Consider the following 22,238-nt stretch of genomic DNA (forward strand, 5'->3'; position numbering starts at 1 on the left):
CGGCGGCGTCAGCGGCGCGGCGAGCGCCGCCACGGGCCGGTGACGGCCAGCATGATGCCCGGCTCCTGGATATTGGCGAAAAGCGTGCGGCCGTCGGGCGAGAACACGACCCCCGTGAACTCGCTGTCGTTGAGGTCGTTGCGCGCGATGGGGTACGTGCGTCCGCGCTCCGTCGCGCCGAAGAGGTGCTGGAGCCCCTCGCCGTCCTCCGCGATGACCAGCCCGCCGTACGGCGAGACGGTGATGTTGTCGGGCCCGTCGAAGGAACCGTCCTTCGTGGGATCGGGGTTGACGCCGAGCAGCACCTTGAGGGTGAGCGTGCGCCGCCGGGGGTGGTAGAACCACACCTGGCCGTCGTGCGGGGTGCCGGGGCTCTCGTCGCGGGCGTACGAGGAGACGATGTACGCGCCGCCGTCCCCCCACCACATGCCCTCCAGCTTCCTGGCCCGGGTGACGTCCCCGGCGCCGAACTGCTCCCGTACCTCGACGGTCCGCGCGTCCCGTTCGGGGACGTCCACCCAGTCGACGCCGTAGACGGTGCCGATCCGTGTGGCGCGCGAGAGGTCGTCGACGAACGAGCCGCCAGCATCGAAGCAGCGCGGCGCCTGGAGCGCGCCCGCGTCGTCGGCGAGCCGGGCGAACTGGCCGCGTCCGTGCTTGAAGCCGTGCGGCGGGATCCAGCGGTAGAAGAGGCCGTTGGGGCCCGAGGCGTCCTCGGTCAGATACGCGTAACCGGTGCGGGGGTCGATGACGACGGCCTCGTGGTCGTACCGGCCGAGCGCCTTGACGGGCCGCGGATCACGGTTGGCGCGCCGATCGTACGGGTCGACCTCGAAGACGTAGCCGTGGTCCTTGGTCATCCCGTTCTCGCCCGCGCGGTCGGTGTTCTCCTCGCAGGTCAGCCAGGTGCCCCAAGGGGTGCGTCCGCCCGCACAGTTGGTCGACGTACCGGCGATGCCGACCCATTCGGCGGTCCGGCCGTCGGGGCGGGTCTCCACGACCGTGCAGCCGCCGGCCGCGGCGGGGTCGTAGACCAGGCCCTCGGTGAGCGGCACGGGGTGGGGCCAGTTGGACCTGGGGCCCTTCAGCTCGTGGTTGTTGACGAGCAGGGTGACCCCGCGGCTGCCCTCGAACGTCGCGGTGCCGTCGTGGTTCGAGGGCGTGTACTCGCCGGTCTCCAGACGGGTCACCCCGCTGTGGGTGATGACCCGGTACGTGAACCCGGCCGGCAGCGCGAGCACGCCGCGCGGATCGGCCACGAGGGGGCCGTACCCGGGCTCGGGGGCGGGTCCTGACGCGATGTCGGGGCCGTCGTCGGCGGCGAGCGCGCCGGGCGCGGTCGCGAGCGCCCCCGTGGCGCCGGTGAGGACGAGTCCGGCGCCGGTGAGCGCCGATCTTCCGGTGAATTCCCTGCGGGTCAGCGGCATGGAGGCTCCTGGGGGCGGAAGGAGGGAGCGGGGCGGGTACGGCGGGAGCGGAGGTACCGGGCGGAGACGGGGAGGTGCGGGGAGTGCGGAGGTACGCTCCCCAGGCTGCCGCGCGTGCCTGAACAGCGGCTGAACACCGTCCGACGTCGAGAGGCGCCCCACCATGAATCTCCCCGCCGGAAAGCCTGGGGGAAAGCCCGAAGAGCCCACCGGACGGCTTCCGGCCACCGGAGAGCTCCCGGCCCCCGACCGGCTTCCGGCCACCGGACAGCTTCCGGCCACCGGCCGCGGTGTGCTCGTCAGCGGCGCGTCGCGCGGCCTCGGCCGCGCCGTCTGCCATGCCTTCGCCGCCCAGGGCGACCGGGTCGCCGTCCACTACGGCAGCCGCTCCGACGACGCCCGCCGCACCCTGGAGTCACTGCCCGGCACGGGCCATGTGCTGATCGGCGGCGATCTCTCCGACCCGGCGGAGGTGGCCCGCGTCGCGGACGAGGCGGCGGAGGGGCTCGGCGGGATCGACGTCCTCGTCAACAACGCGGCGGTGAACGCGGCGCATCCCCTGCCCACGACGGGCTACGAGGAGTGGACGGCTGCCTGGCAGCACCACCTCTCCGTCAACCTCATGGCGACGGCGCTGCTCAGCCACCGCGCCGCGCACGGCATGATCACCCGCGCCGTGTTCGGCCGGATCGTCAACATCGGCTCCCGGGGCGCCTTCCGCGGCGAACCGGACCACCCCGCGTACGGGGCCACGAAGGCCGCGGTGCACGCCCTGGGGCAGTCCCTCGCGGTCTCCCTGGCCCCGTACGGCATCGGCGTCGCGTCGGTGGCGCCGGGCTTCTTCGAGACGGAGCGGGTGGCGTCCCGGCTCTCGGGCGAGGAGGGCGAGAAGATCCGCACCCAGAGCCCGTTCGGCCGGGTGGCCTCCGCGGACGAGGTCGCGGAGGCGGTGCGCTGGCTGGCGTCGCCGGGGGCGGAGTGGTCGTCCGGGGCCGTCCTGGACCTGAACGGAGCGTCGTACCTCCGGTAAGGGTGTGGTGGTCGGGGGTGCGGTGTGTGTGGTGCCCGGTGTGAGGGTGCGGGTTGTCGCCCGGGACCCCTCAGTTGCCGCCGCGCGAACGCGCCTTGAAGGCCGCCTTGCGCGCGTCCTTCGACACGGCCCGGTCCCGGTGCAGCCGGCCCATCGCCTCCAGGACGTCCGCCGTCGCCGGGTGGTCCACCCGCCACGCCGCCTCGAAGAATCCGCTGTGCTGCCCCACCAGCCCCTCCACCAGCTCCTGGAGTTCGTCCGGCTCGCCCTCCGCGTCGAGTTGCGCGGCGATCGTGTCGACGGCCAGCCAGAAGATCATCGACTCGGGCGGCGGCGGTACGTCCTTGGCGCCCAGCTCCGCGAGCCAGACCCGCGCCAGGCCGCCCAGTTCCGCGTCGTCCAGGACCTCGCGTACGGCCGCCTCGGCCTCCGCCCCGACGAGGGAGAGCGCCTGCTGGCACTGGAGGCGGCGCAGCGGTGCGTTGGTGTCCCGGCCCCGTGCGGCGGCGAGGAGTTCGCGTACGGCGTCGAGGGGCGCGCGACCGGCGAGCCACTGCTCCGTCTCGGCGCGGGCCGCCGGCTCGGGGAAGTGGGCGATGCCGTCGAGGAGCGCGTGGGCGTCCTTGTCGGCGAGTTCGCCGACGACGGGCGCGGCAACGCCCGCCTCCAGCATCCGGGACCTGATCCCGTAGAGCCCGAGCGGCGTCAGCCGGACCATGCCGTACCGCGAGACGTCGTCCTCATCCACCGGCGGCTCCGGGTCGGCGTCCTCCGCCATCAGGGCCTCGTCCACCGGTACGTACGAGACGAGCCCGATCGGCTCCAGCACCCGGAACTGCTCGTCCAGCCGCATCATCGCCTCGGACACCTGCTCCAGGATGTCGTCGGTGGGCTCGCCCATGTCGTCGGGGACGATCATCGACGCGGCGAGGACGGGCAGCGGTACGGAGGTGTCCGTGCCGCCGCCTTCCCCGACGGTGAGCAGATAGAGGTTGCCGAGGACGCCTTCGAGGAATTCCGCCTCCTCCTCCGGGTCCCAGTCCAGCGACTCGAAGTCGATCTCGCCGTCGTCATCGATGGCCGCCGCGAGATCGTCGAGCACGGGCACGGTGGCGTCCGCGAAGGCGACGTCCAGGGCGTCCAGCCAGAGGGAGAGGATGTCCTGGGGGGAGCCGGACGCGACCAGGGCGAGCTGATCGCCCGCCGTGACGCTTCCGGTGTGCTCCGCCGCGCCGTCGGCGGCCTCGTCGGGTTCCTCGACGTCCACCAGCCCCGTGTCGACCGCGACGCGCCACGCCTCGCTCGCGTACGCCTCGCCGTCGCCCTCCGACGTCTCGTCGCCGAGGCCGAGCTGTTCCGCCGCGGCGGGCAGTTGCTCGTCGACCAGCTCGCCCCCGGCGCTCACCTGTGTCTCCGGGCCCGCCCAGCGGGCGAGGCGCACGGCCCGGGCGAGCAGCGGTGCGGCGAGCGCGTCCCGGGCCAGCTCGGCGTCCGAGAGCAGCCGTACCGGCGGCAGGGTGGGGTGGTCTGCGGGCATCGGGTGGGTCTCCTTGTGGGGTAGGGACGGCCGGAGGGTTCCCCAGCGTAGACGCTTTTGGACCCTTCCCACCCGGTTCATGTACCCGACAACCACCCTCCTCCGCGCCTGCCCCGCGCCTGCCCCGCGCCTCTCTCGACCGGACCTCGTCCGGATCTCGTCAGCCCGTGGCATCGCCCGCGGGGAACAGGCTGATCGCGGGTGTGTAGCGGGTCACGGTGCTGCCCTTCACCCCCGGGTGCGCGCGGACCGCCCGCCACTGCTCCGTGTCCGACCCGATGCCCTGACCGCGTGCCGCGAGGGCGTCGACATGGGCCTGTTCGCTCTCCCACCCGGCGAGGTTGAGGACCCGGGTCCCGTCCGTGGCGGCGTGGAAGTACGCGGAGATCCCGCCCGGAGCCAGGTGCGGGTCGGTCTCGATCGCTTCGAGGACGGTGTCCACCCAACTGCGCAGCCGCGCGGGGTCGGGGCCTTCGAACTCCACGTCCACGGCCACGAAGCAGCCCGGCACCGGCTCGTCACCCGGCGCCGTCGGCCCTTCGCCGCGGTAGAGGGTGTACGGGCGCGGCCCCACGCGCTCGATCCCGGGCACGGCGGCGTCGATCTCCGCGACGCGCTCGTCCCGGCCCGTGGCGGCGAACGCCTGGTGCGCGGCCCGGTCGCGCCACTGCGCGTAGTGGAGCAACGTCTCCCCGTCGTTCCCGGTGAGGACGGAGTACGAGAGCAGCCCGCCGGCCGGCCACTGTCTGCTCCGCCAGACGCGGGCGATGGCCTCGACCGTCGCCTGTTGCCGTGCGGGCGTACCGACGCGCCAGGTGCTGACCATGACGACGCCCACGCCGGGGCGCGCGACATCAGGAAAGGTGCTCAGCCGTACGGGCATGATGATTCCTCCTCGCGGCACACCCCCGCGGCGCGCCCACGATCACCATGCTCAAAGATGAAGCGCGGTTGAGGTCAACCACCGCCCGGGGCGTCGCCTCGCGCTCCCTGTCCCCGTTTCCCCGTGTCCCCGTTCACCCCGTATCCCCGTGCCTGCCTCTGTCCGGTCCGGAGCACGACTGCCCGGCTCGGACCACGACTGCCCGGTGTCAGACCACGACGTCGAACCACGGCCGCCGTGTGGTGGCCCAGTGCGCCACCCAGCCGGCGAAGCCCGGCCCGGCCGCGGGGTGACCGAAGGCCGCCCCGAACGGCGCCGCCCCGACGTCGCTGATGTTCCATATCCGGCCACGCTCCGCGCCGGTGACGACGAGATGCCAGTACATGCCGCAGCCGTCCGTGCCCAGCACCACACTGCCGTGGTTGCTGACCTCGTCGATGAGCGGCTCTATCTCCTCGTACGGCCGGGGGTCGTCCTCCCACACCCATGCCTCGGTGAGGGGGAACGGCTTCGCGAGCACTCTCTGCGTCTGGTCGCAGCCCCAGTCCTCGGGCAGCGCGGCCACCGGTATCAGCCCGTCGATGTCGGCGGGCCCCTCCGTGCAGCCGTCGCATATCTCCGCGACCAGCGTGCGGTACGGCTCGGGCAGGACGATGCCCCGCTCCTGTTCGAAGGCCCGCACCGCGTCCCAGCCCAGCGGCGGCAGCCGTCGCTCCGGCGGGAAGGCCGCGCGCAGCGCGTCGAGTTCGCCCCGGTCCGCCCCGCCCCGGTCGGCGTATTCGGTGTTCATGCTCTCCATGCCCTCCATGTCCCTGATTGGATCAGCACCCACTGACACTCCGCCCCCTGCTACCCCGAAGCACCCTCCAACACGCTGTCCCCGAGGGCGCCTTCGCCATTGAGCCGTACGATATGGCCCCCTTCCGCCCACGCGTACTCATGCGTATGACTGGGGGTGCGAGACCAGGCCACGGCGTCCTGTTCGCACCGCGGGCGCCCTGTGGCGCCGTCGGCGGAGGCGTCCTGGCAGGTGGGCGCGGCGAAGGAGGCACGGGCGGCGTCCCGGGCGGTGACGGCCGGCCCTGTGGAGGAACCGACGCCGCGGCGTCCGCGGGCCCCGGGGCCGCCCTCGGCGTGGGTGGTGCACGATCCTTGGCCAGAACCTCGGCGTCCGGCTGACCATTGACGCGATAGGGCCGTTGGCCGCGGTGCGTCGGTGTGATCGTCACGGCCCCCATGGCCGCGTCGACGCCCCACTCCCGCTGTGCGACGTGCGCGCACCACGCGATCCCCCTTCCCCCGTTCGGCCCCTTGCCCAAACTGTCTGTACGGACCAGGGACCTTCGCCGATCATGCCAGACCTGCCGCCACCATCGGATTCCTCAGCATCGCTTCATGCTCACCCGAAGCAGATCTAAGTAGACCTTCACAGTCCGGCGGCGGAGACTCCCGGCATGACGACTTCACGCCGCCCCTTCGGGCGGGCCCTGTGCGCCATGGTCACCCCCTTCACCGCCTCCGGGGAGCTGGACGAGGCCGGCGCGCGCACGCTCGCCCGGCACCTCGTGGACGGGGGATGCGACGGGCTCGTCCTGAACGGAACCTCCGGCGAGCCCCCCACCACGACGGACGCCGAGAAGACCGCTCTGGTCGAGGCGGTGTGCGCGGAGGTCGGCGACCGGGCGCACATCGTCGCGGGCGTCGGCAGCGCGGACACCCGCCACACCCTCGCGCTGGCGCGCGCGGCCGAACACGCCGGAGCGCACGGCCTGCTGGTGGTGACGCCGTACTACAGCCGCCCTCCGCAGGCGGACGTCGAGGCGCACTTCCTACGGATCGCGGACACGGCGCGCGTCCCGCTGATGCTGTACGACATCCCCGCGCGCACCGGCACCCGGATCGAGCCGGCGACGATGATCCGGCTCGCCGCGCACCCGCGCGTCGTCGCCGTGAAGGACTGCGCGTACGACCTGGCGGGCAGCTCGAAGGTGATCGCCCGCACCTCGCTCGCGTACTACTCCGGCTGCGAGGAGCTGAACCTCCCCCTCTACGCGGTCGGCGGCGCGGGCTTCGTCAGTACGGTGGCCAACGTCGCGCCCGGCCCGCTGCGCGCCGTACTGGACGCGTACGACGCCGGTACGGACGAGCGCGCCGGGTCCGTGCGGGCGCACCAGCGCACGCTGCCGCTGACCGAGGCGATGATGGCGTCCGGGCTGCCGGGCACGGTGACCGCGAAGGCGCTGCTCGGGCGTCTCGGTCTGCCGGGCGGACCGGTCCGTGAACCGCTGCGGCCCGCCGGCCGGGAGACGGCCGACGGGCTGCTGGGGCTGTACGGCGCGCTCGCGGGAGCCGCCGCCGTGTGATCGGTGGTTCAGGGACCAGGGATCAGTTGTGGCTGTGGAGCACGTCGTTGAGACCGCCCCAGACCGCGTTGTTCGGGCGGGCCTCGACGGCGCCGCTGACCGAGTTGCGGCGGAAGAGGATGTTGCTCGCGCCGGACAGCTCGCGCGCCTTGACGATCTGGCCGTCCGGCAGCGTGATGCGGGTACCGGCCGTGACGTACAGCCCAGCCTCCACGACGCACTCGTCGCCGAGCGCGATCCCGACGCCCGCCTCCGCGCCGACCAGGCAGCGCTCGCCGATGACGATGCGCTCCTTGCCGCCTCCGGAGAGCGTGCCCATGGTGGAGGCGCCGCCGCCGATGTCGGAGCCGTTGCCGACGACGACGCCCGCGGAGATACGGCCCTCGACCATGGAGGTGCCGAGGGTGCCCGCGTTGAAGTTGACGAAGCCCTCGTGCATGACGGTCGTGCCCTCGGCGAGGTGCGCGCCCAGGCGTACGCGGTCGGCGTCGGCGATCCGGACGCCGCCCGGCGCCACGTAGTCCGTCATCCTCGGGAACTTGTCGACCGAGGTCACCTGGAGGTGCAGCCCCTCGGCGCGGGCGTTGAGCCGTACGGTCTCCAGCGCGTCCACGGCGACCGGGCCGAGCGAGGTCCAGGCGACGTTGGCGAGCAGCCCGAAGATGCCGTCCAGGTTCTGGCCGTGCGGCCGGACCAGCCGGTGGCTGAGGAGGTGCAGCCGCAGGTAGACGTCGTGCGTGTCCAGCGGCTTGTCGTCGAGGGAGGCGATGACCGTACGGACCGCGACGATCTCGACCCCGCGGCGGGTGTCGGCCCCGATGGCTTTCGCCGCGCCGTCACCGAGCAGTTCCACGGCGCGCTCGGCGGAGAGCCGCTCGGTGCCGGCCGGGCCGGGCTCGGCGGTGAGCGCGGGGGCGGGGAACCAGGTGTCGAGGACGGTGCCGTCCGCCGTGAGGGTGGCGAGGCCGGCGGCGACGGCGCCCGTGGCACGGGAGGAACGGGGGGAACCTTGGGAAGACGTGTCGGTCATGGTCAGAACCTAACGTTTTCGAAGCCGCCCGGGCCAACCGGTCTCAGGTGCCGGGCGCGCGGCCCCGCCACCCTCGGTCACCGCTCAGCTCAGCCGGTTGTCCTGGGATCCGCCCGCTCTGTGGTCGACGTCGTCCTCCGCGCTCGGCAGCGGACCGTGCCCCTCGGAGTGGTGGTTGACCCAGCCACAGACCCCGCAGCTGTAGCGGCCGTCGAGTCCGGCGATGAGGGTGCCGCACTGACGGCACTCGGCGTAGGTGATCTCGGGCCCCGGGGACGGATCGCTCATCCTGTCAACCTACGGCGCCCGGAATCAGCCGCGCCAGCGCCTGACGCGCGTACTCCTCGTCGTACACCCCGTCGGTCAGCAGCACCTGGAGGCAGATCCCGTCCAGCAGCGCGACCAGCGCCCGTGCGGTGACGGGGTCGATGCGCGCCGCGAGCGGCTCGGCGAGCGCGCCGCACCACTCCGCGGCGACCGGGCGCAGCGCGGGCCGGCGCAGGGCCGCGAGGTACAGCTCGTACTCCAGTTCCACGCCGGTACGGTCCCCCGCCAGCCATTCCCCGGTGAGCCGGGCCAGCTCGGCGGCGATGTCGCACGCGGGGTCGGCGAGCGCGCCGCTCTTCCGTACGGCGTCCGCGAACCCCTCGTTGGCCTGCCGGAGCGCGGCGATCAGCAGTTCGTCCAGCGAGGCGAAGTGGTACGTGGTCGAGCCGAGCGGCACATCGGCCTCGGCGGCGACGGTGCGGTGGCTCAGTCCGGCGATCCCGGCGCGTCCGACCACCCGCAGCGCGGCGTCGATGATGCGCTGGCGGCGCTCGGGGTCGTAACGGCGCGACATCAGTGGGCCCCTCCGAGGTTGAGCACGACGACGCCCGCGATCACCAGGGCGACCCCCAGCAGCTTGAGCAGGTCCGCGGACTCATTGAGGAAGAGCATCCCGATGGCGGCGATGGCCGCCGTGCCGGCCCCGGCCCAGATCGCGTAGGCGGTCCCGACGGAGAGCGTCTTGAGCGTCTGCGAGAGGAAGGCGAAGGCGAGAAGGTACCCCAGCACGGTGAGCACCGAGGGCCACAGCCGGGTGAAGCCCTCGCTGTACTTCATGGCGGTCGTCGCGCCCACTTCTGCCGCGATCGCCACGGCCAGCAGTCCATATCCCATGCGTACGAGTGTACACATCGTTGCGTACGGTCGTACGCAACGCGGATCGCCGGATCGGCGGATCGTCAGCGGATCCGGGCGTACGAGGCCATCAGGCCCGCGGCGAGCACCGCGTCCACCGCGGGCACCGACAGCCGGCCCTCCAGCAGCGGACGGATCCCGATCGTGGTCAGCCCCGTGCAGGCCAGCAGCAGGGTGTCCGCGCCCGCCTCGACCAGCTCGGTGGCCGCCGCCGGAACGGCCGCCGGGCCGTGCGGTGCGAGAAGGTCGGCCGTACGGTGCACATCGCGCGGGCGTGCGGCAGGCCGACGGGCGACGACGGTTCGGGCGGAGCGACGCGTGTCATGAGAGAGCCTTCCTTTCCGCTGGTCAGGCCTGCTGCCGGCCGAACGCGGCCACCACCTCACCGGCCAGCCGCACCGCGAGGGCCCGGGCCAGCAGAACCGGCCGGTCCGCGGCGCGCGCCGCGGTCCGCCGCATCTCCTCGGTGTAGCCGATGCAGTCCAGGACGAGCCACGCGCTGCCGCCGTCCGCGAGCGCCCGGGCGGCCTCGGCGACCTCGTGCAGGGCACGTTCGCGCGGTGCGTACGGATTGGCGCCCGCGGCCAGGACACGGCCCGGCAGGACCTCGGAGAAGCGCCGGGCCACGTCCTCGGCCTGGTCGGGGTGGGGGCAGACGATCCCCACCGGATCGGTGCCGACGACGGCAGCGACGGCCCGCTGCACCAGCGGTTCGGCGAACAGCAGCGGCCGGGTCGCCCGTACGGAGGGGAAGCGGCCGGTGCACAGCAGCAGGGTCGCCGCGGCGCCGTCGCGCTCCGCGCGGGCGACGGCCTCCTCCATACGGGGGATCAGTGCCGCGTGCCCGAGCACCACGGAACCGCCGTCCCGCAGCCGGGAGACCAGCGGCGCCTCACCGGGCTCCGGGGCCAGGACCCGGCGGGTCTCCTGCCCCGCCTCGCCGTCGAACCGGTCGTCGTCGAGTGCGCCGTGTTCGACCAGGCGCACGCCCGGCAGCAGCGGTTCGGCGTCCGGGCGCAGATCGGTGCGCGGGGCCTGGCCGATGGTGACCAGCCCGAGAGCGGGCGGGCCCAGTGGATTCTCGGCGCTGTCCGGGACGTCCATGAGTCGATCCTTCGGAAAGAGGGGAAGGGGTGGAGGGGTGGACGGGTGGAGGGTGCCGCGGGGAGGGGCACCGCCCGGGTCACATGACCTTGGTGAGCTGGCCCACGTCGTTCAGCGAGCTGCCTGCCACCAGCCCGGCTCCGACCAGGGACAGATCGTTCTCGGCCTGCTCGTCGGACTCCTTGCGCGCGGCGCGATCGGTCAGACCACGGCGGCGCCACAGGGTGTAGCCCCGGCGGACGACCAGCGCCCCGAGCACCATCCATCCGGCGTTGGGCGTGGCCACGAGCAACCCGGTGGCCAGCAGGACACCCATCTGCCGGGACGATCCGCCGATGAACTGGATCAGCGCTCCCGGGATGGCCCACAGCAGCATGGTCCGTACGGTGTCGGCGTCGAGGCCGGTCTTGATGGTGGTGACGTAGACCTCGGAGACCGGCGGTATTCGGCCGTCCGCGAAGAAGGACTTCCAGGCGACGGCGACCACGACGAGCGCGACACCGAAGCCGACGAGCTGGGCCAGATACTGCTGGCGCCGTCCGTCCATCTCGAAGGGGAGCCACGGGGCGGCGTCCTTGCGCAGCAGCCAGCCGGCCTTGAAGTCGTAGCCGAGGTCGGCGAAGGCGGGACCGGTGGAGGCGGTGTAGCCGACCAGCAGGGCGAGCGGCACGGTGGGTATGTGCAGGACGAGGCCGACGATCAGCACGATCAGGGTGACGGCGAAGGCGGGGAACCAGCCGGAGTGCATCGCCGCCAGACCCACGATGAGCTGGTGCACGAGGGCGGCGGCACCGGCCAGCGCCACCCAGCCGATGAGGGCGGGCAGGGACATTCCGGCCACTATCCCGCCCGTGATCGCGACCACGACCGCACCGCAGAGGAAGAGCACCATGCCTTCCAGCAGCCCGCGGCGGAGCCGTGCGGTCCCGACCGTGGGTCCGTGCTCGGCGACCGCGGCAGCGTCCGCGTCGGAGTCGGCCGCCGCGCCGCCGCCCGGAGCCTGCCGGGTCTCGCGCTTTGAGCTGTCGGTACGGGACCGCCCCTTGCCGCCCCTCATCAGCAGCAGCGCCTGGACCAGGGCCACCAGCCCGGCACCGATCATCAGGCCGTGCGGCACCCGGTCGGCGGTGAGGTCGACATGGAGGATGCCGGGGGCGTACTGGGCGACGGTCAGCCCGAGGCCGAACATCAGCAGCGCCCAGATATTGCCCAGGAAGCCGACACCGGCGGCGCTGGTGGGGAGCTTGAACAGGGCGCCGACCAGGCCGACCACCGCGCTCACCCCGAGCACGGTGGCCTTGCGCCCGCCGCTGTCCCCGGCCTTGATGGTCTCCGCCGCGGCGATGCCCGCGGGCCAGGAGTTGGTGGCCGGCAGCAGCTTGGAGTCGAAGACCCGGTACAGCACCCAACTGTCGACGGCCAGCCCGATGGCGGCGCCGCCCAGCATGGGCCACACCAGGTCGGTACGGCCCAGCGCGAAGGGCACCGCGATGGGGGTGAGCAGCGAGTTGGCGGCGGCGAACGTGGCTCCGGAGATCGCCGACTGCACCAGGTTCTGCCGGTGCTGCGAACGCATCCGGATCAGCGCGCCGAGCGGGATACGGCCGATCATCATCGCGATCAGGGCGCCGATCACCGCCGTGTTGGGCGAGATGCCGAGCGAGGTGATCAGCACGATGCCGATCAGGGCGCCGAGGACCGACATCGCGACGGTGATGACGAGGGTGATCGGTTCGAAGGCTCTGGGGTGCTTTTCCGTCGGCGCCACGGTGGCCGGCGCGGCGGTCGAAGCTCTCGGGTTCAAGGGGACTCCAGGGTGGGGACGGCGCGGCGGGCAGGGTGGCGGGGAAAAGCGGAGTGGGGAAAAGCGGAGTGGGGAAAAGCGGGGTGACCGGAGGAACGGGCTCCGGCGTCTGTGAACGGTGCTCCGGGGATCTGTGGGTGCGGCGGCGATCTGTCGGTACGGTGGCGATCTGTGGGGTGCGGCGGGGATCTGTGGGTGCGGCGGCGAGGCCGAGCGCTGTCCGGACGGCGGCCCGCCCGGACAGGCTCCGGGTCACTGCGCCGGGGCGAGCGCCTGCAACCGGGTCATCGGCCCGTACAGCTCCACGAGCCGCGCGAACTCGTCGGCGTCGTGGAACCGGGCGGCTCCGCGGCCGAACTCCTTGGCGGTCTCGATCGCGAACCGGGCGGCGGCCGCGATGTCGGTCTCGTGGCTGGCTCCGGTGCCGCAGCCGGCCACCGCCGTGGCCGCGGTGATCGCGAGGCCGACGACCGGGGCGTCGGTGGCGACGGCGGGCTGGAGGATGGAGTTGATGTGGTGCACCCCGTTGCCGTACGGGGTGATGTCCTGCGTGGTGACGGGCAGGACCCGCGCCTGCTCGCCCGTCACGGTCTCCAGGACCGACAGAAGGTCCTCACTGACCCGCAGGATCCAGCCCTGGAGAATGGTCGGCGACAGTGCGATCCCGCGGTGGCTGAGCAGGCGGTTGCCCTTGGTGGTGTCGATGGACACCACCGCGTCCATCTCGGGTGAGATCTCTTCGCGGTTGCACACCAGCGTGTCCACCGGGGAGTCCATGAACGGTACCGGGTCGTGCGGACGAGTCGGGGCCCATCCGCACACATGAGTGGAAATCATCACATCGCCGTCGAGGACATCGCCGCGGGCGTGCATGTCCAGCAGCTTCGCCGCGGCCGACAGGGCCGCGACGGCGCCGTCGGCGTCGGAGACCAGCCCGACGCGCTCGGGCCTGGCGCCCACTCCACCGAGCCGGCCGAGCACACCGAGGGTCGGCGCGTCACCGCCGGCGAGCCGTCCGTTACGGCCCGGGACGGTCACGGAGACGAAGTCCGTGCTGCCCTGGTCGCCCTCGACCGTGCGTACCTGGATCGGCGGCGCCGTCGTCGCGTCGGCGCCCGCCGCGGCCTGGACGGCCCGCAGATGCTCGGCGAGCAGTTCCCCACTGGTCTGGGGACGGTCGAGGAGTTCGATGATCTCAAGGACGTGCTTCAGCAAGGGAGGCCTCTCAACGGTGTTCAGGCGGGTGCGGCGGCCTGATGCGGGGAGTTCCACGCGACACGGGCTGCCGGGAGGGCGAAAACACCCGCCCCTTCGACAGGCTCGACAGCTCGACAGCTCGGCAACTCGCCAGCTCGACGACTCGACGACTCGACGACTCGACAGCTTCCGGTCGCGTTGGTTTCACGCCGACGTGGCTCAGAATCTGCCTCATGGCACACAGAGCGCAATGGTTTCTCGATATCCGGGATTGTTTACGCTTCAGCCATGACGGAAAGAACGCCGGAAACCGAAACCCCGCCCCTCCAGACCGCGGACCGCGTCCTCAGCCTCCTGCTCTCCTTCGACCGCGAGCACTCCGAGTGGGGCGTCACCGAGGTCGCTGCGGAGTTCGGCCTCGACAAATCCGTGGCCCAGCGACTGCTGGCCGCGCTGGCCTACCGCGGGTTCCTGGTCTCCGACAAGCGCTCACGCCGCTACCGGCTCGGCCCGGCGGTGTGGCACCTCGCCCGGGTGTGGGAGCGGGACGGTGGACTGGCCAGTCTGGTGCGCCCCCCGTTGCGCGCGGTGGCCGAGTCGGTGGGGGTCGGCGCGCTGTTCGCCGTGCCCGACGGGGTGCACATGCGCTGTGTCACCGCCGTGGACGGGGCTACGGGCCCCCTGCGCATCTACGGCCTGGCGGGCGAGTTGTACCCGGCGCACGCCGGGGCCACCTCCCGCGCCTACTTCGGTATGCTCCCGCCGGGCGACCGGGCGGCACTGTTGTACGGTCGCCCCATGGCGCGGTTCAGCGACCGTACGCTGACCGATCCCGTACGGCTGGAGGAGCTCTTCGCCGAGGTGCGGCGCAAGGGCTACGCGTACTCCGAGGGCGAGTACGATCCGGAAACCGCGGCGCTCGCCGCCCCGGTGATGGTGGGCAGACGTGCGGTGGGCACCCTGTCCCTGGCGGCTCCCCTCGACGTGTTCCGCGCCCGTGAGCCGGAACTGGTCGCCCCCCTGCTCCAGTGCGCGGCGGACCTGGGCCGGCTGCTGACACCCGTGCGGCCACGGCGCGACGGCGCGTCCGGCGCCCGCTGAGCCCACACCCCGACTGCCCGATTCACCAGGAAAGGCCACCATGCGGTTGCTGCTGCTCTCGAACTCCACGGCCCCCGGACGCGGTTACCTCGAACACGCACGGGAGGAGATCCGTACGCTGCTCGACGGCGCGCGCCGGCTGGTCTTCGTGCCGTACGCCCTCGCCGACCACGACGGTTACACCGCGCGCGTCGCCGGGGCCCTCGCGCCCCTGGGCGTGGAGGTGACCGGCGCCCACACGGCGTCCGACCCGGCGAAGTCGGTGCGTGGCGCGGAGGCGGTGTTCGTCGGCGGCGGCAACAGCTTCCGGCTGCTCAAGGCGCTGCACGAACGTGATCTGATCCGGGCGATCCGCGAACGGGTCGGCGCCGGCGGGATCTACATGGGGTCGAGCGCGGGCACCAACATGGCCTGCCCGACCGTGCGTACCACCAACGACATGCCCATCGTCCAGCCGCCGTCCTTCGAGGCGCTGGGTCTGCTGCCGTTCCAGATCAACCCCCACTACCTGGACGGCAGTCCCGACACCGCCCACATGGGTGAGACCCGGGCCGAGCGGCTGGAGCAGTTCCTGGAGGAGAACGACGTGCCCGTGGTCGGCCTGCGCGAGGGCACCTGGCTGCGCAGGGAGGGCGACCGGCTCACCCTCGGCGGTATCGAGGCCGGAGCCGTGCTCTTCCGGCGGGGCGAGCGGCCGTCGGAGATCCGTCCGGGTCACGACCTGAGCGCACTGCTCCAGGAGCGGCCGCTGTTCGACACGCCGACGGCCTGACCCCGGCCGCACCGCCGCCCTCGCCCCGCCCGCGCCCCGCCCCGCCCGGCCCTACGGGCCAACGCGAAAGGCCCCACGACCGGTTGCCGGTCGTGGGGCCTTCGGGAACGCCAGGTGGGACGGCGCCGGGGGGACGGAACGCTCAGACGTTGAAGCCCAGCGCGCGCAACTGCTCGCGGCCGTCGTCCGTGATCTTGTCCGGGCCCCACGGGGGCATCCAGACCCAGTTGATCTTCAGCTCGTTGACGATGCCGTCCGTCGCCGCCTTCGCCTGGTCCTCGATCACATCGGTCAGCGGACAGGCCGCCGACGTCAGTGTCATGTCCAGGGTGGCGATGTTCGCGTCGTCGACGTGGATGCCGTAGATCAACCCGAGGTTGACGACATCGATGCCCAGCTCGGGGTCGACCACGTCGTAGAGGGCCTCGCGGACCTCCTCCTCGGAGGCGGGCTTCGTCGTCAGGGTCTCGTTCTCGGTCATGCCGTCTCCTTCGTCGCGCTGTCGCCCAGGGCCTGGGTCGTCGCGTCCTTCCACGCCATCCAGCTCAGCAGGGCGCACTTCACCCGGGCGGGGTACTTCGAGACGCCCGAGAACGCGACCGCGTCCTCCAGCAGCTCCTCCATCGCGTCGTCCGGCTCCAACTGCCCCTTGGACTGCATCAGCTCCAGGAAGGCTCCCTGGATCTTCCGCGCCTGGGCCAGTTCCTTGCCCACCAGGAGATCGTTGAGCACGGACGCGCTGGCCTGGCTGATCGAGCAGCCCTGCCCCTCGTACGAGACGTCCGCGATCAGCGAGCCCTCGTACCGCACCCGCAGCGTGATCTCGTCGCCGCACGTCGGATTGGTGTGGTGCACCTCGGCGTCGCCGTCCCGCAGACCGCGCCCGTGGGGGTGCTTGTAGTGGTCCAGGATGACGTCCTGGTACATCGAATCCAGCTTCACGGACAGCCAGCCCCTCTAGTCCTCATCCGAAGAAGTTACGGACGTGCTCCAGCCCCTCGACCAGAGCGTCGACCTCGGCCGGAGTGGAGTACAGATAGAAAGACGCTCGCGTCGTCGCGGGAATTCCGTACCGCAGGCAGACCGGCCGCGCGCAGTGGTGGCCGACCCGGACGGCGATGCCCTCCTCGTCCAGGACCTGACCCACGTCGTGCGGGTGGATGTCACCGAGCGTGAAGGAGATGGTGGCCCCGCGGTCCTCGGCCGTCGTCGGGCCGATGATCCGCAGGTCAGGGACCTCCAGCAGCCGCTTGACCGCGTACTCGGTGATCGCGTGCTCATGCGCGGCGATCTTGTCCATGCCGATCGCGGCGAGGTAGTCCACGGCCGCGCCGAGGCCGACGGCCTGGGCGATCGGGGGCGTACCCGCCTCGAACTTGTGCGGCGCGGGAGCGTACGTGGACGAGTGCATCGACACGGTCTCGATCATCTCGCCGCCGCCGAGGAACGGCGGCAGGTCCTCCAGCAGCTCCTGCCGGCCCCAGAGCACACCGATGCCGGTCGGGCCGACCATCTTGTGGCCCGTGAAGGCCACGAAGTCGGCCTGGAGCGCCTGGACGTCCAGCACCTGGTGCGGGGCCGCCTGCGAGGCGTCGACGCAGACCAGCGCGCCGACCTCCTGGGCGCGGCGGACGATCGCCTCGACCGGGTTCTGGGTGCCCAGGATGTTGGAGACCAGCACGAAGGAGACGATCTTCGTCTTCTCCGTGATGACCTCGTTGAGGTTGGACAGGTCGAGACGGCCCTCGTCGGTGATCCCGAACCACTTCAGCTTCGCGCCGGTGCGCTGTGCGAGGAGCTGCCACGGCACGATGTTGGAGTGGTGCTCCATCTCCGTGATGACGATCTCGGTCTCGTGGTCGACCCGGTAGGGCTCGTCGGCCCAGCCGAGCATGTTGGCCACGAGGTTCAGCGACTCGGAGGCGTTCTTGGTGAAGATCACCTCGTTGCGGCTGGGTGCGTTGATGAAGGCGGCGACCTTGTCGCGAGCGCCTTCGTACAGCGCCGTGGCCTCCTCGGCGATGGTGTACACGCCGCGGTGGACATTCGCGTTGTGCTGCTCGTAGTACTGGCTCAGCGCGTCGAGCACCTGCCGCGGCTTCTGCGAGGTGGCAGCGGAGTCCAGGTACACGAGCTTCTTGCCGTCATGGATCACCCGGTCCAGGATCGGGAAGTCCTTGCGGATCGCCTCGGTGTCGAGAAGGCCCGGCAACTGTGTCACGCGACAGTCTCCTTCGAGTTCACTCCGCTGACGGGGCCGCCCTTCGCGTAGGCCTCGTAACCCTCGTTCTCCAGCTTGTCGGCCAGCTCCGCACCGCCGGACTCGGCGATCCGGCCCTGCGCGAAGACATGCACGAAGTCGGGCTTGATGTAGCGGAGAATCCGCGTGTAGTGCGTGATCAGCAGGGTGCCGACCTCGCCGGTCTCCCGGACGCGGTTGACGCCCTCGGAGACGACCCGCAGCGCGTCCACGTCGAGGCCGGAGTCGGTCTCGTCCAGGATCGCGATCTTGGGCTTGAGCAGTTCGAGCTGGAGGATCTCGTGGCGCTTCTTCTCACCGCCGGAGAAGCCCTCGTTCACGTTGCGCTCGGCGAAGGCGGGGTCCATCTGGAGACGCTCCATGGTCTCCCGGACCTCCTTCACCCAGGTACGCAGCTTGGGGGCCTCGCCGCGCGTGGCGGTCGCCGAGGTGCGCAGGAAGTTGGAGACCGAGACGCCGGGGACCTCGACGGGGTACTGCATCGCGAGGAAGAGGCCGGCACGGGCGCGCTCGTCGGCGGTCATCTCCAGCAGGTTCTCGCCGTCCAGCGTGGCCGTGCCCCCGGTGATCGTGTACTTGGGGTGGCCCGCGAGGGAGTACGCGAGAGTCGACTTGCCGGAGCCGTTGGGGCCCATGATGGCGTGCGTCTCGCCCTGCCTGACGGTCAGGTCGACGCCCTTGAGGATCTCGCGGGCGCCGTTCTCCGCTTCGACGGAGACGTGCAGGTCGTGGATTTCAAGCGTTGCCATGGGTGACTCAGGACTCCTGGGTGACGGAGACGAGCACATCGTCCCCTTGGATCTGAACGGGGTATACGGGGACGGGGCGCGTCGCGGGAAGACCGGACGGCTTGCCGGTACGGAGGTCGAAGCGGGACCCGTGCAGCCAGCACTCGATCGCGCAGTCCTCCACCTCGCCCTCCGAGAGGGAGACATTCGCGTGCGAGCAGATGTCGTTGATCGCGAACACCTCGCCCTCGGTACGGACGAGGGCGACCGGCGTGCCGTCGAGTTCCACCCGCTTCGGGGCGTCCTCGTCCAGCTCGCCGAGCGCACAGACACGGACGAAGGTCATCAGACCGATGCCTCCAGCTCCGCCTCGATCTTGGCCAGCAGGCGCTCCTCGACGTCCGGCAGTCCGATCTGCTGGACCAGCTCGGCGAAGAAGCCCCGGACGACGAGGCGGCGGGCCTCGGTCTCCGGGATGCCGCGGGCCATCAGGTAGAAGAGCTGCTCGTCGTCGAACCGGCCGGTGGCCGAGGCGTGACCGGCGCCGGCGATCTCGCCGGTCTCGATCTCCAGGTTCGGTACGGAGTCGACCCGCGCGCCGTCCGTGAGGACCAGGTTGCGGTTCATCTCGTACGTGTCGGTGCCCTCGGCCTGGACGCGGATGACGACGTCACCGATCCAGACGGCGTGGGCGTCGGTGCCCTGGAGGGCGCCCTTGTAGACGGCGTTCGACTTGCAGTGCGGGGCGTTGTGGTCGACCAGGAGGCGGTGCTCCTGGTGCTGGCCCTGGTCGGTGAAGTAGAGGCCGAACAGCTCGGCCTCGCCGCCGGGGCCCGCGTACTGCACGCGCGGGTGGAGCCGTACGACATCGCCGCCGAAGGTGACGACGATCGACTTGAACGAGGCGTCGCGGCCGACCAGCGCGTTGTGCTGGGCGACGTGGACGGCCTTGTCGTCCCAGTCCTGGACGGAGACGACGGTCAGCTTGGCGCCGTCCCCGATCAGGTAGTCGACGTTGGCCGCGAGCACCGCGTCGCCGGTGTGGTCGATGACCACGACCGCCTCGGCGAAGGCCCCCAGCTCGATGACCTGGTGGCCGTAGGCCGTGCCGCCCTCGCCGTGGACGCCGATCCGGATCGGCTCGGCGACCACGGTCTCCTTGGGCACCGAGACGACGGACGCCTTCTCGAACGAGGAGTACGCCTGGGCGGCGACCCGGTCGACCGGGGTGCCGGCCCTGCCGAGCCGCGCGTCCTCGCGGCCCACGGTCTCGACGGTGACGCCTTCGGGGGCGGTCACCTCGACCGTGACGCCGCCGTCCACCGCGACGGCGGTGCCGTCGTGCAGGCCGCGCAGCCGCTCCAGCGGCGTGAACCGCCACTCCTCCTCACGGCCGTGCGGGACGGGGAAGTCCGCCACGTCGAAGGACGGGGGCGCGCTCATGCGCGTGGCGACGGTCGACTCGGCGGCCACCGCGATCGAACCGGCAGTCGTGGAGCCCGCCGGAATGTTCTGAGCCTCAGCCATGGCTGTCGTCGTGCTCTCTCTCTGCCTCTGCGTATGAAAAACGGTCGCCGCTCAGGTCGTTACGAGCCGCGCGGACGCCGGGTCGGGCCGGCCGGTCGGAACTAGCCGACGGAGCCTTCCATCTGGAGCTCGATCAGCCGGTTCAGTTCCAGCGCGTACTCCATGGGCAGCTCCTTGGCGATCGGCTCGACGAAGCCGCGCACGATCATCGCCATCGCCTCGAACTCGGAGAGGCCGCGGCTCATCAGGTAGAAGAGCTGGTCCTCGGAGACCTTGGAGACGGTCGCCTCGTGGCCCATCGACACGTCGTCCTCGCGGACGTCGACGTACGGGTACGTGTCGGAGCGCGAGATGGTGTCGACCAGCAGCGCGTCGCAGAGCACGTTGGACTTGGAGCCCGCGGCGCCCTCGCCGATCTCGATCAGACCGCGGTAGGAGGTACGGCCACCGCCGCGCGCCACCGACTTGGAGACGATGTTGGACGAGGTGTTGGGGGCCATGTGGACCATCTTGGCGCCCGCGTCCTGGTGCTGGCCCTCGCCCGCGAAGGCGATGGACAGCGTCTCGCCCTTGGCGTGCTCGCCCATCAGGTAGACGGCCGGGTACTTCATGGTGACCTTGGAGCCGATGTTGCCGTCGACCCACTCCATGGTCGCGCCCTCGTACGCCACGGCGCGCTTGGTGACCAGGTTGTAGACGTTGTTCGACCAGTTCTGGATGGTCGTGTAGCGGCAGCGGCCGCCCTTCTTGACGATGATCTCGACGACGGCGCTGTGCAACGAGTCCGACGAGTAGATCGGGGCGGTGCAGCCCTCGACGTAGTGGACGTAGGCGTCCTCGTCGACGATGATCAGCGTCCGCTCGAACTGGCCCATGTTCTCCGTGTTGATACGGAAGTAGGCCTGGAGCGGGATGTCGACGTGCACGCCCTTCGGCACGTAGATGAACGATCCGCCGGACCACACCGCCGAGTTCAGCGACGCGAACTTGTTGTCGCCGACCGGGATGACCGTGCCGAAGTACTCCTGGAAGAGCTCCGGGTTCTCCCTGAGCGCCGTGTCGGTGTCCTTGAAGATGACGCCCTTCTCCTCCAGGTCCTCACGGATCTGGTGGTAGACGACCTCCGACTCGTACTGGGCGGCGACACCGGCCACGAGGCGCTGCTTCTCCGCCTCCGGGATGCCGAGCTTGTCGTACGTGTTCTTGATGTCCTCCGGCAGTTCCTCCCAGGAAGCCGCCTGCTTCTCGGTGGAACGGACGAAGTACTTGATGTTGTCGAAGTCGATGCCCGACAGGTCGGAGCCCCAGTTCGGCATGGGCTTCTTGTCGAACAGCCGCAGACCCTTGAGCCGCAGCTTCAGCATCCACTCCGGCTCGTTCTTCTTCTCCGAGATGTCGCGCACGACGGCCTCGGAGAGGCCGCGCTTGGCCACGGCACCGGCGGCGTCGGAGTCGGCCCAGCCGAATTCGTACGTACCCAGACCTTCGAGCTCAGGATGGGCAGTCTCTGTGGGGAGCGTCATGCGGGGTTCCTCCCGGCTGTGCTTTCGGATGCGTGATGGGTGGTCTGTGGGGTGGCGCGGGGAATGAAGGTCGTGCACACGCCGTCGCCGTGGGCGATGGTGGCGAGCCGCTGCACATGCGTCCCGAGAAGCTGGGAGAAGAACTCCGTCTCCGCCTCGCAGAGCTGGGGGAACTTCTCGGCGACATGCGCGACCGGGCAGTGGTGCTGGCAGAGCTGCTCGCCCTGCTGGCCCGGCGCGCCGCGCGCCGTAGCAGCGTACCCGTCGGCGCTCAGCGCCTTCGCGAGCGCCTCCGTGCGTCCGCCGGGTCCCGCGGCGTCGACCGCCTCGCGGTAGCTCCCGGCCTGGGCGGCGATCCGCGCGCGGGCGAAGGCGGCGACGGCCGCCTCGCCCTTCTCGCCGCCTCCGGCGGCGGTGGCGATCCACTTCAGGGCGTCGGCGGCGAGCTGGTCGTAGGACTGGTCGAAGGCGTCCCGGCCGCAGTCGGTCAGGGCGAACACCTTGGCGGGCCTGCCGCGTCCGCGCGAGCCGTAGACCCGCTGGTCACGCGGCTCCACCACGGAATCGGCTGCCAGCGTGTCGAGATGGCGGCGGACGGCCGCCTGGGTGAGCCCGAGGCGCTTCGCCAGGTCGGAGACGGTGGACGGGCCGTGGTCCAGGATGGAGCGCGCGACCCGGTTGCGAGTGGAGTGCTCACCGGTCGCGAGTTCCTCCTGCGGAGCCTCGCCAACGTATTTCACAACGCCATTGTTGCGTAATTCCTTCGGCAC

24 protein-coding genes are annotated in these 22,238 nt (G+C 71.3%); 4 read left to right on the forward strand and 20 right to left on the reverse strand.

What is annotated here, in order from left to right:
• Positions 1-8 precede the first annotated feature (8 nt).
• Complete coding sequence (locus ACIBJC_RS30720) at positions 9-1,427, reverse strand: alkaline phosphatase PhoX (protein ID WP_399298047.1); 1,419 nt, start codon at positions 1,425-1,427, stop codon at positions 9-11.
• Positions 1,428-1,590: 163 nt separating this feature from the next.
• Here ACIBJC_RS30720 and ACIBJC_RS30725 point away from each other — a divergent pair, with 163 nt between their 5' ends.
• Complete coding sequence (locus ACIBJC_RS30725; protein ID WP_399298049.1) at positions 1,591-2,457, forward strand: SDR family NAD(P)-dependent oxidoreductase; 867 nt, start codon at positions 1,591-1,593, stop codon at positions 2,455-2,457.
• A 70-nt stretch (positions 2,458-2,527) separates the two neighbouring features.
• Here the strand turns inward: ACIBJC_RS30725 and ACIBJC_RS30730 are convergent, their stop codons facing one another.
• The 3 genes from ACIBJC_RS30730 to ACIBJC_RS30740 form a co-directional block, all read right to left on the reverse strand.
• The gene (locus tag ACIBJC_RS30730) at positions 2,528-3,994 is read right to left on the reverse strand and encodes a hypothetical protein (protein WP_399298051.1); all 1,467 of its coding nucleotides are present in this window, start codon (positions 3,992-3,994) and stop codon (positions 2,528-2,530) included.
• Positions 3,995-4,154: 160 nt separating this feature from the next.
• Complete coding sequence (locus ACIBJC_RS30735) at positions 4,155-4,877, reverse strand: antibiotic biosynthesis monooxygenase (RefSeq protein WP_399298053.1); 723 nt, start codon at positions 4,875-4,877, stop codon at positions 4,155-4,157.
• A 208-nt stretch (positions 4,878-5,085) separates the two neighbouring features.
• Entirely contained in the window at positions 5,086-5,667 is a 582-nt protein-coding gene (locus tag ACIBJC_RS30740) for an SMI1/KNR4 family protein (protein ID WP_399298055.1), read from the reverse strand.
• A 664-nt stretch (positions 5,668-6,331) separates the two neighbouring features.
• On the opposite strand from ACIBJC_RS30740, the gene dapA reads away from it, so the two are divergent.
• Positions 6,332-7,240, forward strand: a complete 909-nt coding sequence (gene dapA / locus ACIBJC_RS30745; protein ID WP_399298057.1) for a 4-hydroxy-tetrahydrodipicolinate synthase — start codon at positions 6,332-6,334, stop codon at positions 7,238-7,240.
• A 22-nt stretch (positions 7,241-7,262) separates the two neighbouring features.
• Here dapA and dapD read toward each other — a convergent pair whose 3' ends face one another.
• The 8 genes from dapD to ACIBJC_RS30785 form a co-directional block, all read right to left on the reverse strand.
• Positions 7,263-8,270 (reverse strand): 2,3,4,5-tetrahydropyridine-2,6-dicarboxylate N-succinyltransferase, encoded by a 1,008-nt coding sequence (gene dapD, locus ACIBJC_RS30750; protein ID WP_399298059.1) that lies wholly within the window; start codon positions 8,268-8,270, stop codon positions 7,263-7,265.
• An 84-nt stretch (positions 8,271-8,354) separates the two neighbouring features.
• Positions 8,355-8,558, reverse strand: coding sequence for a hypothetical protein (locus ACIBJC_RS30755; RefSeq protein WP_329826182.1), 204 nt, complete (start codon positions 8,556-8,558; stop codon positions 8,355-8,357).
• 4 nt (positions 8,559-8,562) lie between these two features.
• A complete protein-coding gene (locus ACIBJC_RS30760) occupies positions 8,563-9,111 on the reverse strand; it encodes a TetR family transcriptional regulator (protein ID WP_329826181.1) in 549 nt (182 codons plus the stop codon).
• Positions 9,111-9,431 (reverse strand): DMT family transporter, encoded by a 321-nt coding sequence (locus tag ACIBJC_RS30765; RefSeq protein WP_399298061.1) that lies wholly within the window; start codon positions 9,429-9,431, stop codon positions 9,111-9,113. Before ACIBJC_RS30765 ends, ACIBJC_RS30760 begins: the two co-directional genes overlap by 1 nt.
• A gap of 65 nt (positions 9,432-9,496) precedes the next feature.
• Positions 9,497-9,715 carry a hypothetical protein gene (locus tag ACIBJC_RS30770; protein WP_399298063.1) on the reverse strand — a complete coding sequence of 73 codons (219 nt, stop codon included), beginning with the start codon at positions 9,713-9,715 and terminating at the stop codon, positions 9,497-9,499.
• Between the two features lie 85 nt (positions 9,716-9,800).
• Positions 9,801-10,556, reverse strand: coding sequence for an AroM family protein (locus tag ACIBJC_RS30775; RefSeq protein ID WP_399298065.1), 756 nt, complete (start codon positions 10,554-10,556; stop codon positions 9,801-9,803).
• A 79-nt stretch (positions 10,557-10,635) separates the two neighbouring features.
• Entirely contained in the window at positions 10,636-12,360 is a 1,725-nt protein-coding gene (locus tag ACIBJC_RS30780) for an OPT family oligopeptide transporter (RefSeq protein ID WP_399298067.1), read from the reverse strand.
• A gap of 252 nt (positions 12,361-12,612) precedes the next feature.
• Complete coding sequence (locus tag ACIBJC_RS30785; RefSeq protein WP_399298069.1) at positions 12,613-13,575, reverse strand: DUF1177 domain-containing protein; 963 nt, start codon at positions 13,573-13,575, stop codon at positions 12,613-12,615.
• 270 nt (positions 13,576-13,845) lie between these two features.
• Between ACIBJC_RS30785 and ACIBJC_RS30790 the strand changes: the two genes are divergently transcribed.
• On the forward strand, positions 13,846-14,658 hold the full coding sequence (locus ACIBJC_RS30790; RefSeq protein WP_399298071.1) for an IclR family transcriptional regulator: 813 nt from the start codon (positions 13,846-13,848) through the stop codon (positions 14,656-14,658).
• A 40-nt stretch (positions 14,659-14,698) separates the two neighbouring features.
• Positions 14,699-15,430: a dipeptidase PepE gene (gene pepE / locus ACIBJC_RS30795; protein WP_399298073.1), complete on the forward strand. Its 732-nt coding sequence runs from the start codon at positions 14,699-14,701 to the stop codon at positions 15,428-15,430.
• Positions 15,431-15,572: 142 nt separating this feature from the next.
• Here the strand turns inward: pepE and ACIBJC_RS30800 are convergent, their stop codons facing one another.
• From ACIBJC_RS30800 to ACIBJC_RS30835, 8 genes are all read right to left on the reverse strand, one after another.
• Entirely contained in the window at positions 15,573-15,911 is a 339-nt protein-coding gene (locus ACIBJC_RS30800) for a metal-sulfur cluster assembly factor (RefSeq protein WP_399298075.1), read from the reverse strand.
• Positions 15,908-16,372 carry a Fe-S cluster assembly sulfur transfer protein SufU gene (gene sufU / locus ACIBJC_RS30805; RefSeq protein ID WP_399298077.1) on the reverse strand — a complete coding sequence of 155 codons (465 nt, stop codon included), beginning with the start codon at positions 16,370-16,372 and terminating at the stop codon, positions 15,908-15,910. Before sufU ends, ACIBJC_RS30800 begins: the two co-directional genes overlap by 4 nt.
• Before the next feature lie 22 nt (positions 16,373-16,394).
• Entirely contained in the window at positions 16,395-17,651 is a 1,257-nt protein-coding gene (locus ACIBJC_RS30810) for a cysteine desulfurase (protein ID WP_399298079.1), read from the reverse strand.
• Positions 17,648-18,439 carry a Fe-S cluster assembly ATPase SufC gene (sufC, locus tag ACIBJC_RS30815; RefSeq protein ID WP_399298082.1) on the reverse strand — a complete coding sequence of 264 codons (792 nt, stop codon included), beginning with the start codon at positions 18,437-18,439 and terminating at the stop codon, positions 17,648-17,650. Before sufC ends, ACIBJC_RS30810 begins: the two co-directional genes overlap by 4 nt.
• 7 nt (positions 18,440-18,446) lie before the next feature.
• A complete protein-coding gene (locus tag ACIBJC_RS30820; protein WP_399298084.1) occupies positions 18,447-18,764 on the reverse strand; it encodes a non-heme iron oxygenase ferredoxin subunit in 318 nt (105 codons plus the stop codon).
• On the reverse strand, positions 18,764-19,945 hold the full coding sequence (gene sufD / locus ACIBJC_RS30825) for a Fe-S cluster assembly protein SufD (protein ID WP_399298086.1): 1,182 nt from the start codon (positions 19,943-19,945) through the stop codon (positions 18,764-18,766). The genes ACIBJC_RS30820 and sufD overlap by 1 nt, the downstream gene beginning before the upstream one ends.
• Before the next feature lie 101 nt (positions 19,946-20,046).
• Positions 20,047-21,468 carry a Fe-S cluster assembly protein SufB gene (gene sufB, locus ACIBJC_RS30830; protein ID WP_399298088.1) on the reverse strand — a complete coding sequence of 474 codons (1,422 nt, stop codon included), beginning with the start codon at positions 21,466-21,468 and terminating at the stop codon, positions 20,047-20,049.
• Positions 21,465-22,208, reverse strand: coding sequence for an ArsR family transcriptional regulator (locus tag ACIBJC_RS30835; protein ID WP_329826167.1), 744 nt, complete (start codon positions 22,206-22,208; stop codon positions 21,465-21,467). The genes sufB and ACIBJC_RS30835 overlap by 4 nt, the downstream gene beginning before the upstream one ends.
• Positions 22,209-22,238 lie beyond the last annotated feature (30 nt).

Origin of the sequence: Streptomyces sp. NPDC050509, from assembly GCF_044457965.1 — a bacterium.
Taxonomy (GTDB): Bacteria; Actinomycetota; Actinomycetes; order Streptomycetales; family Streptomycetaceae; genus Streptomyces.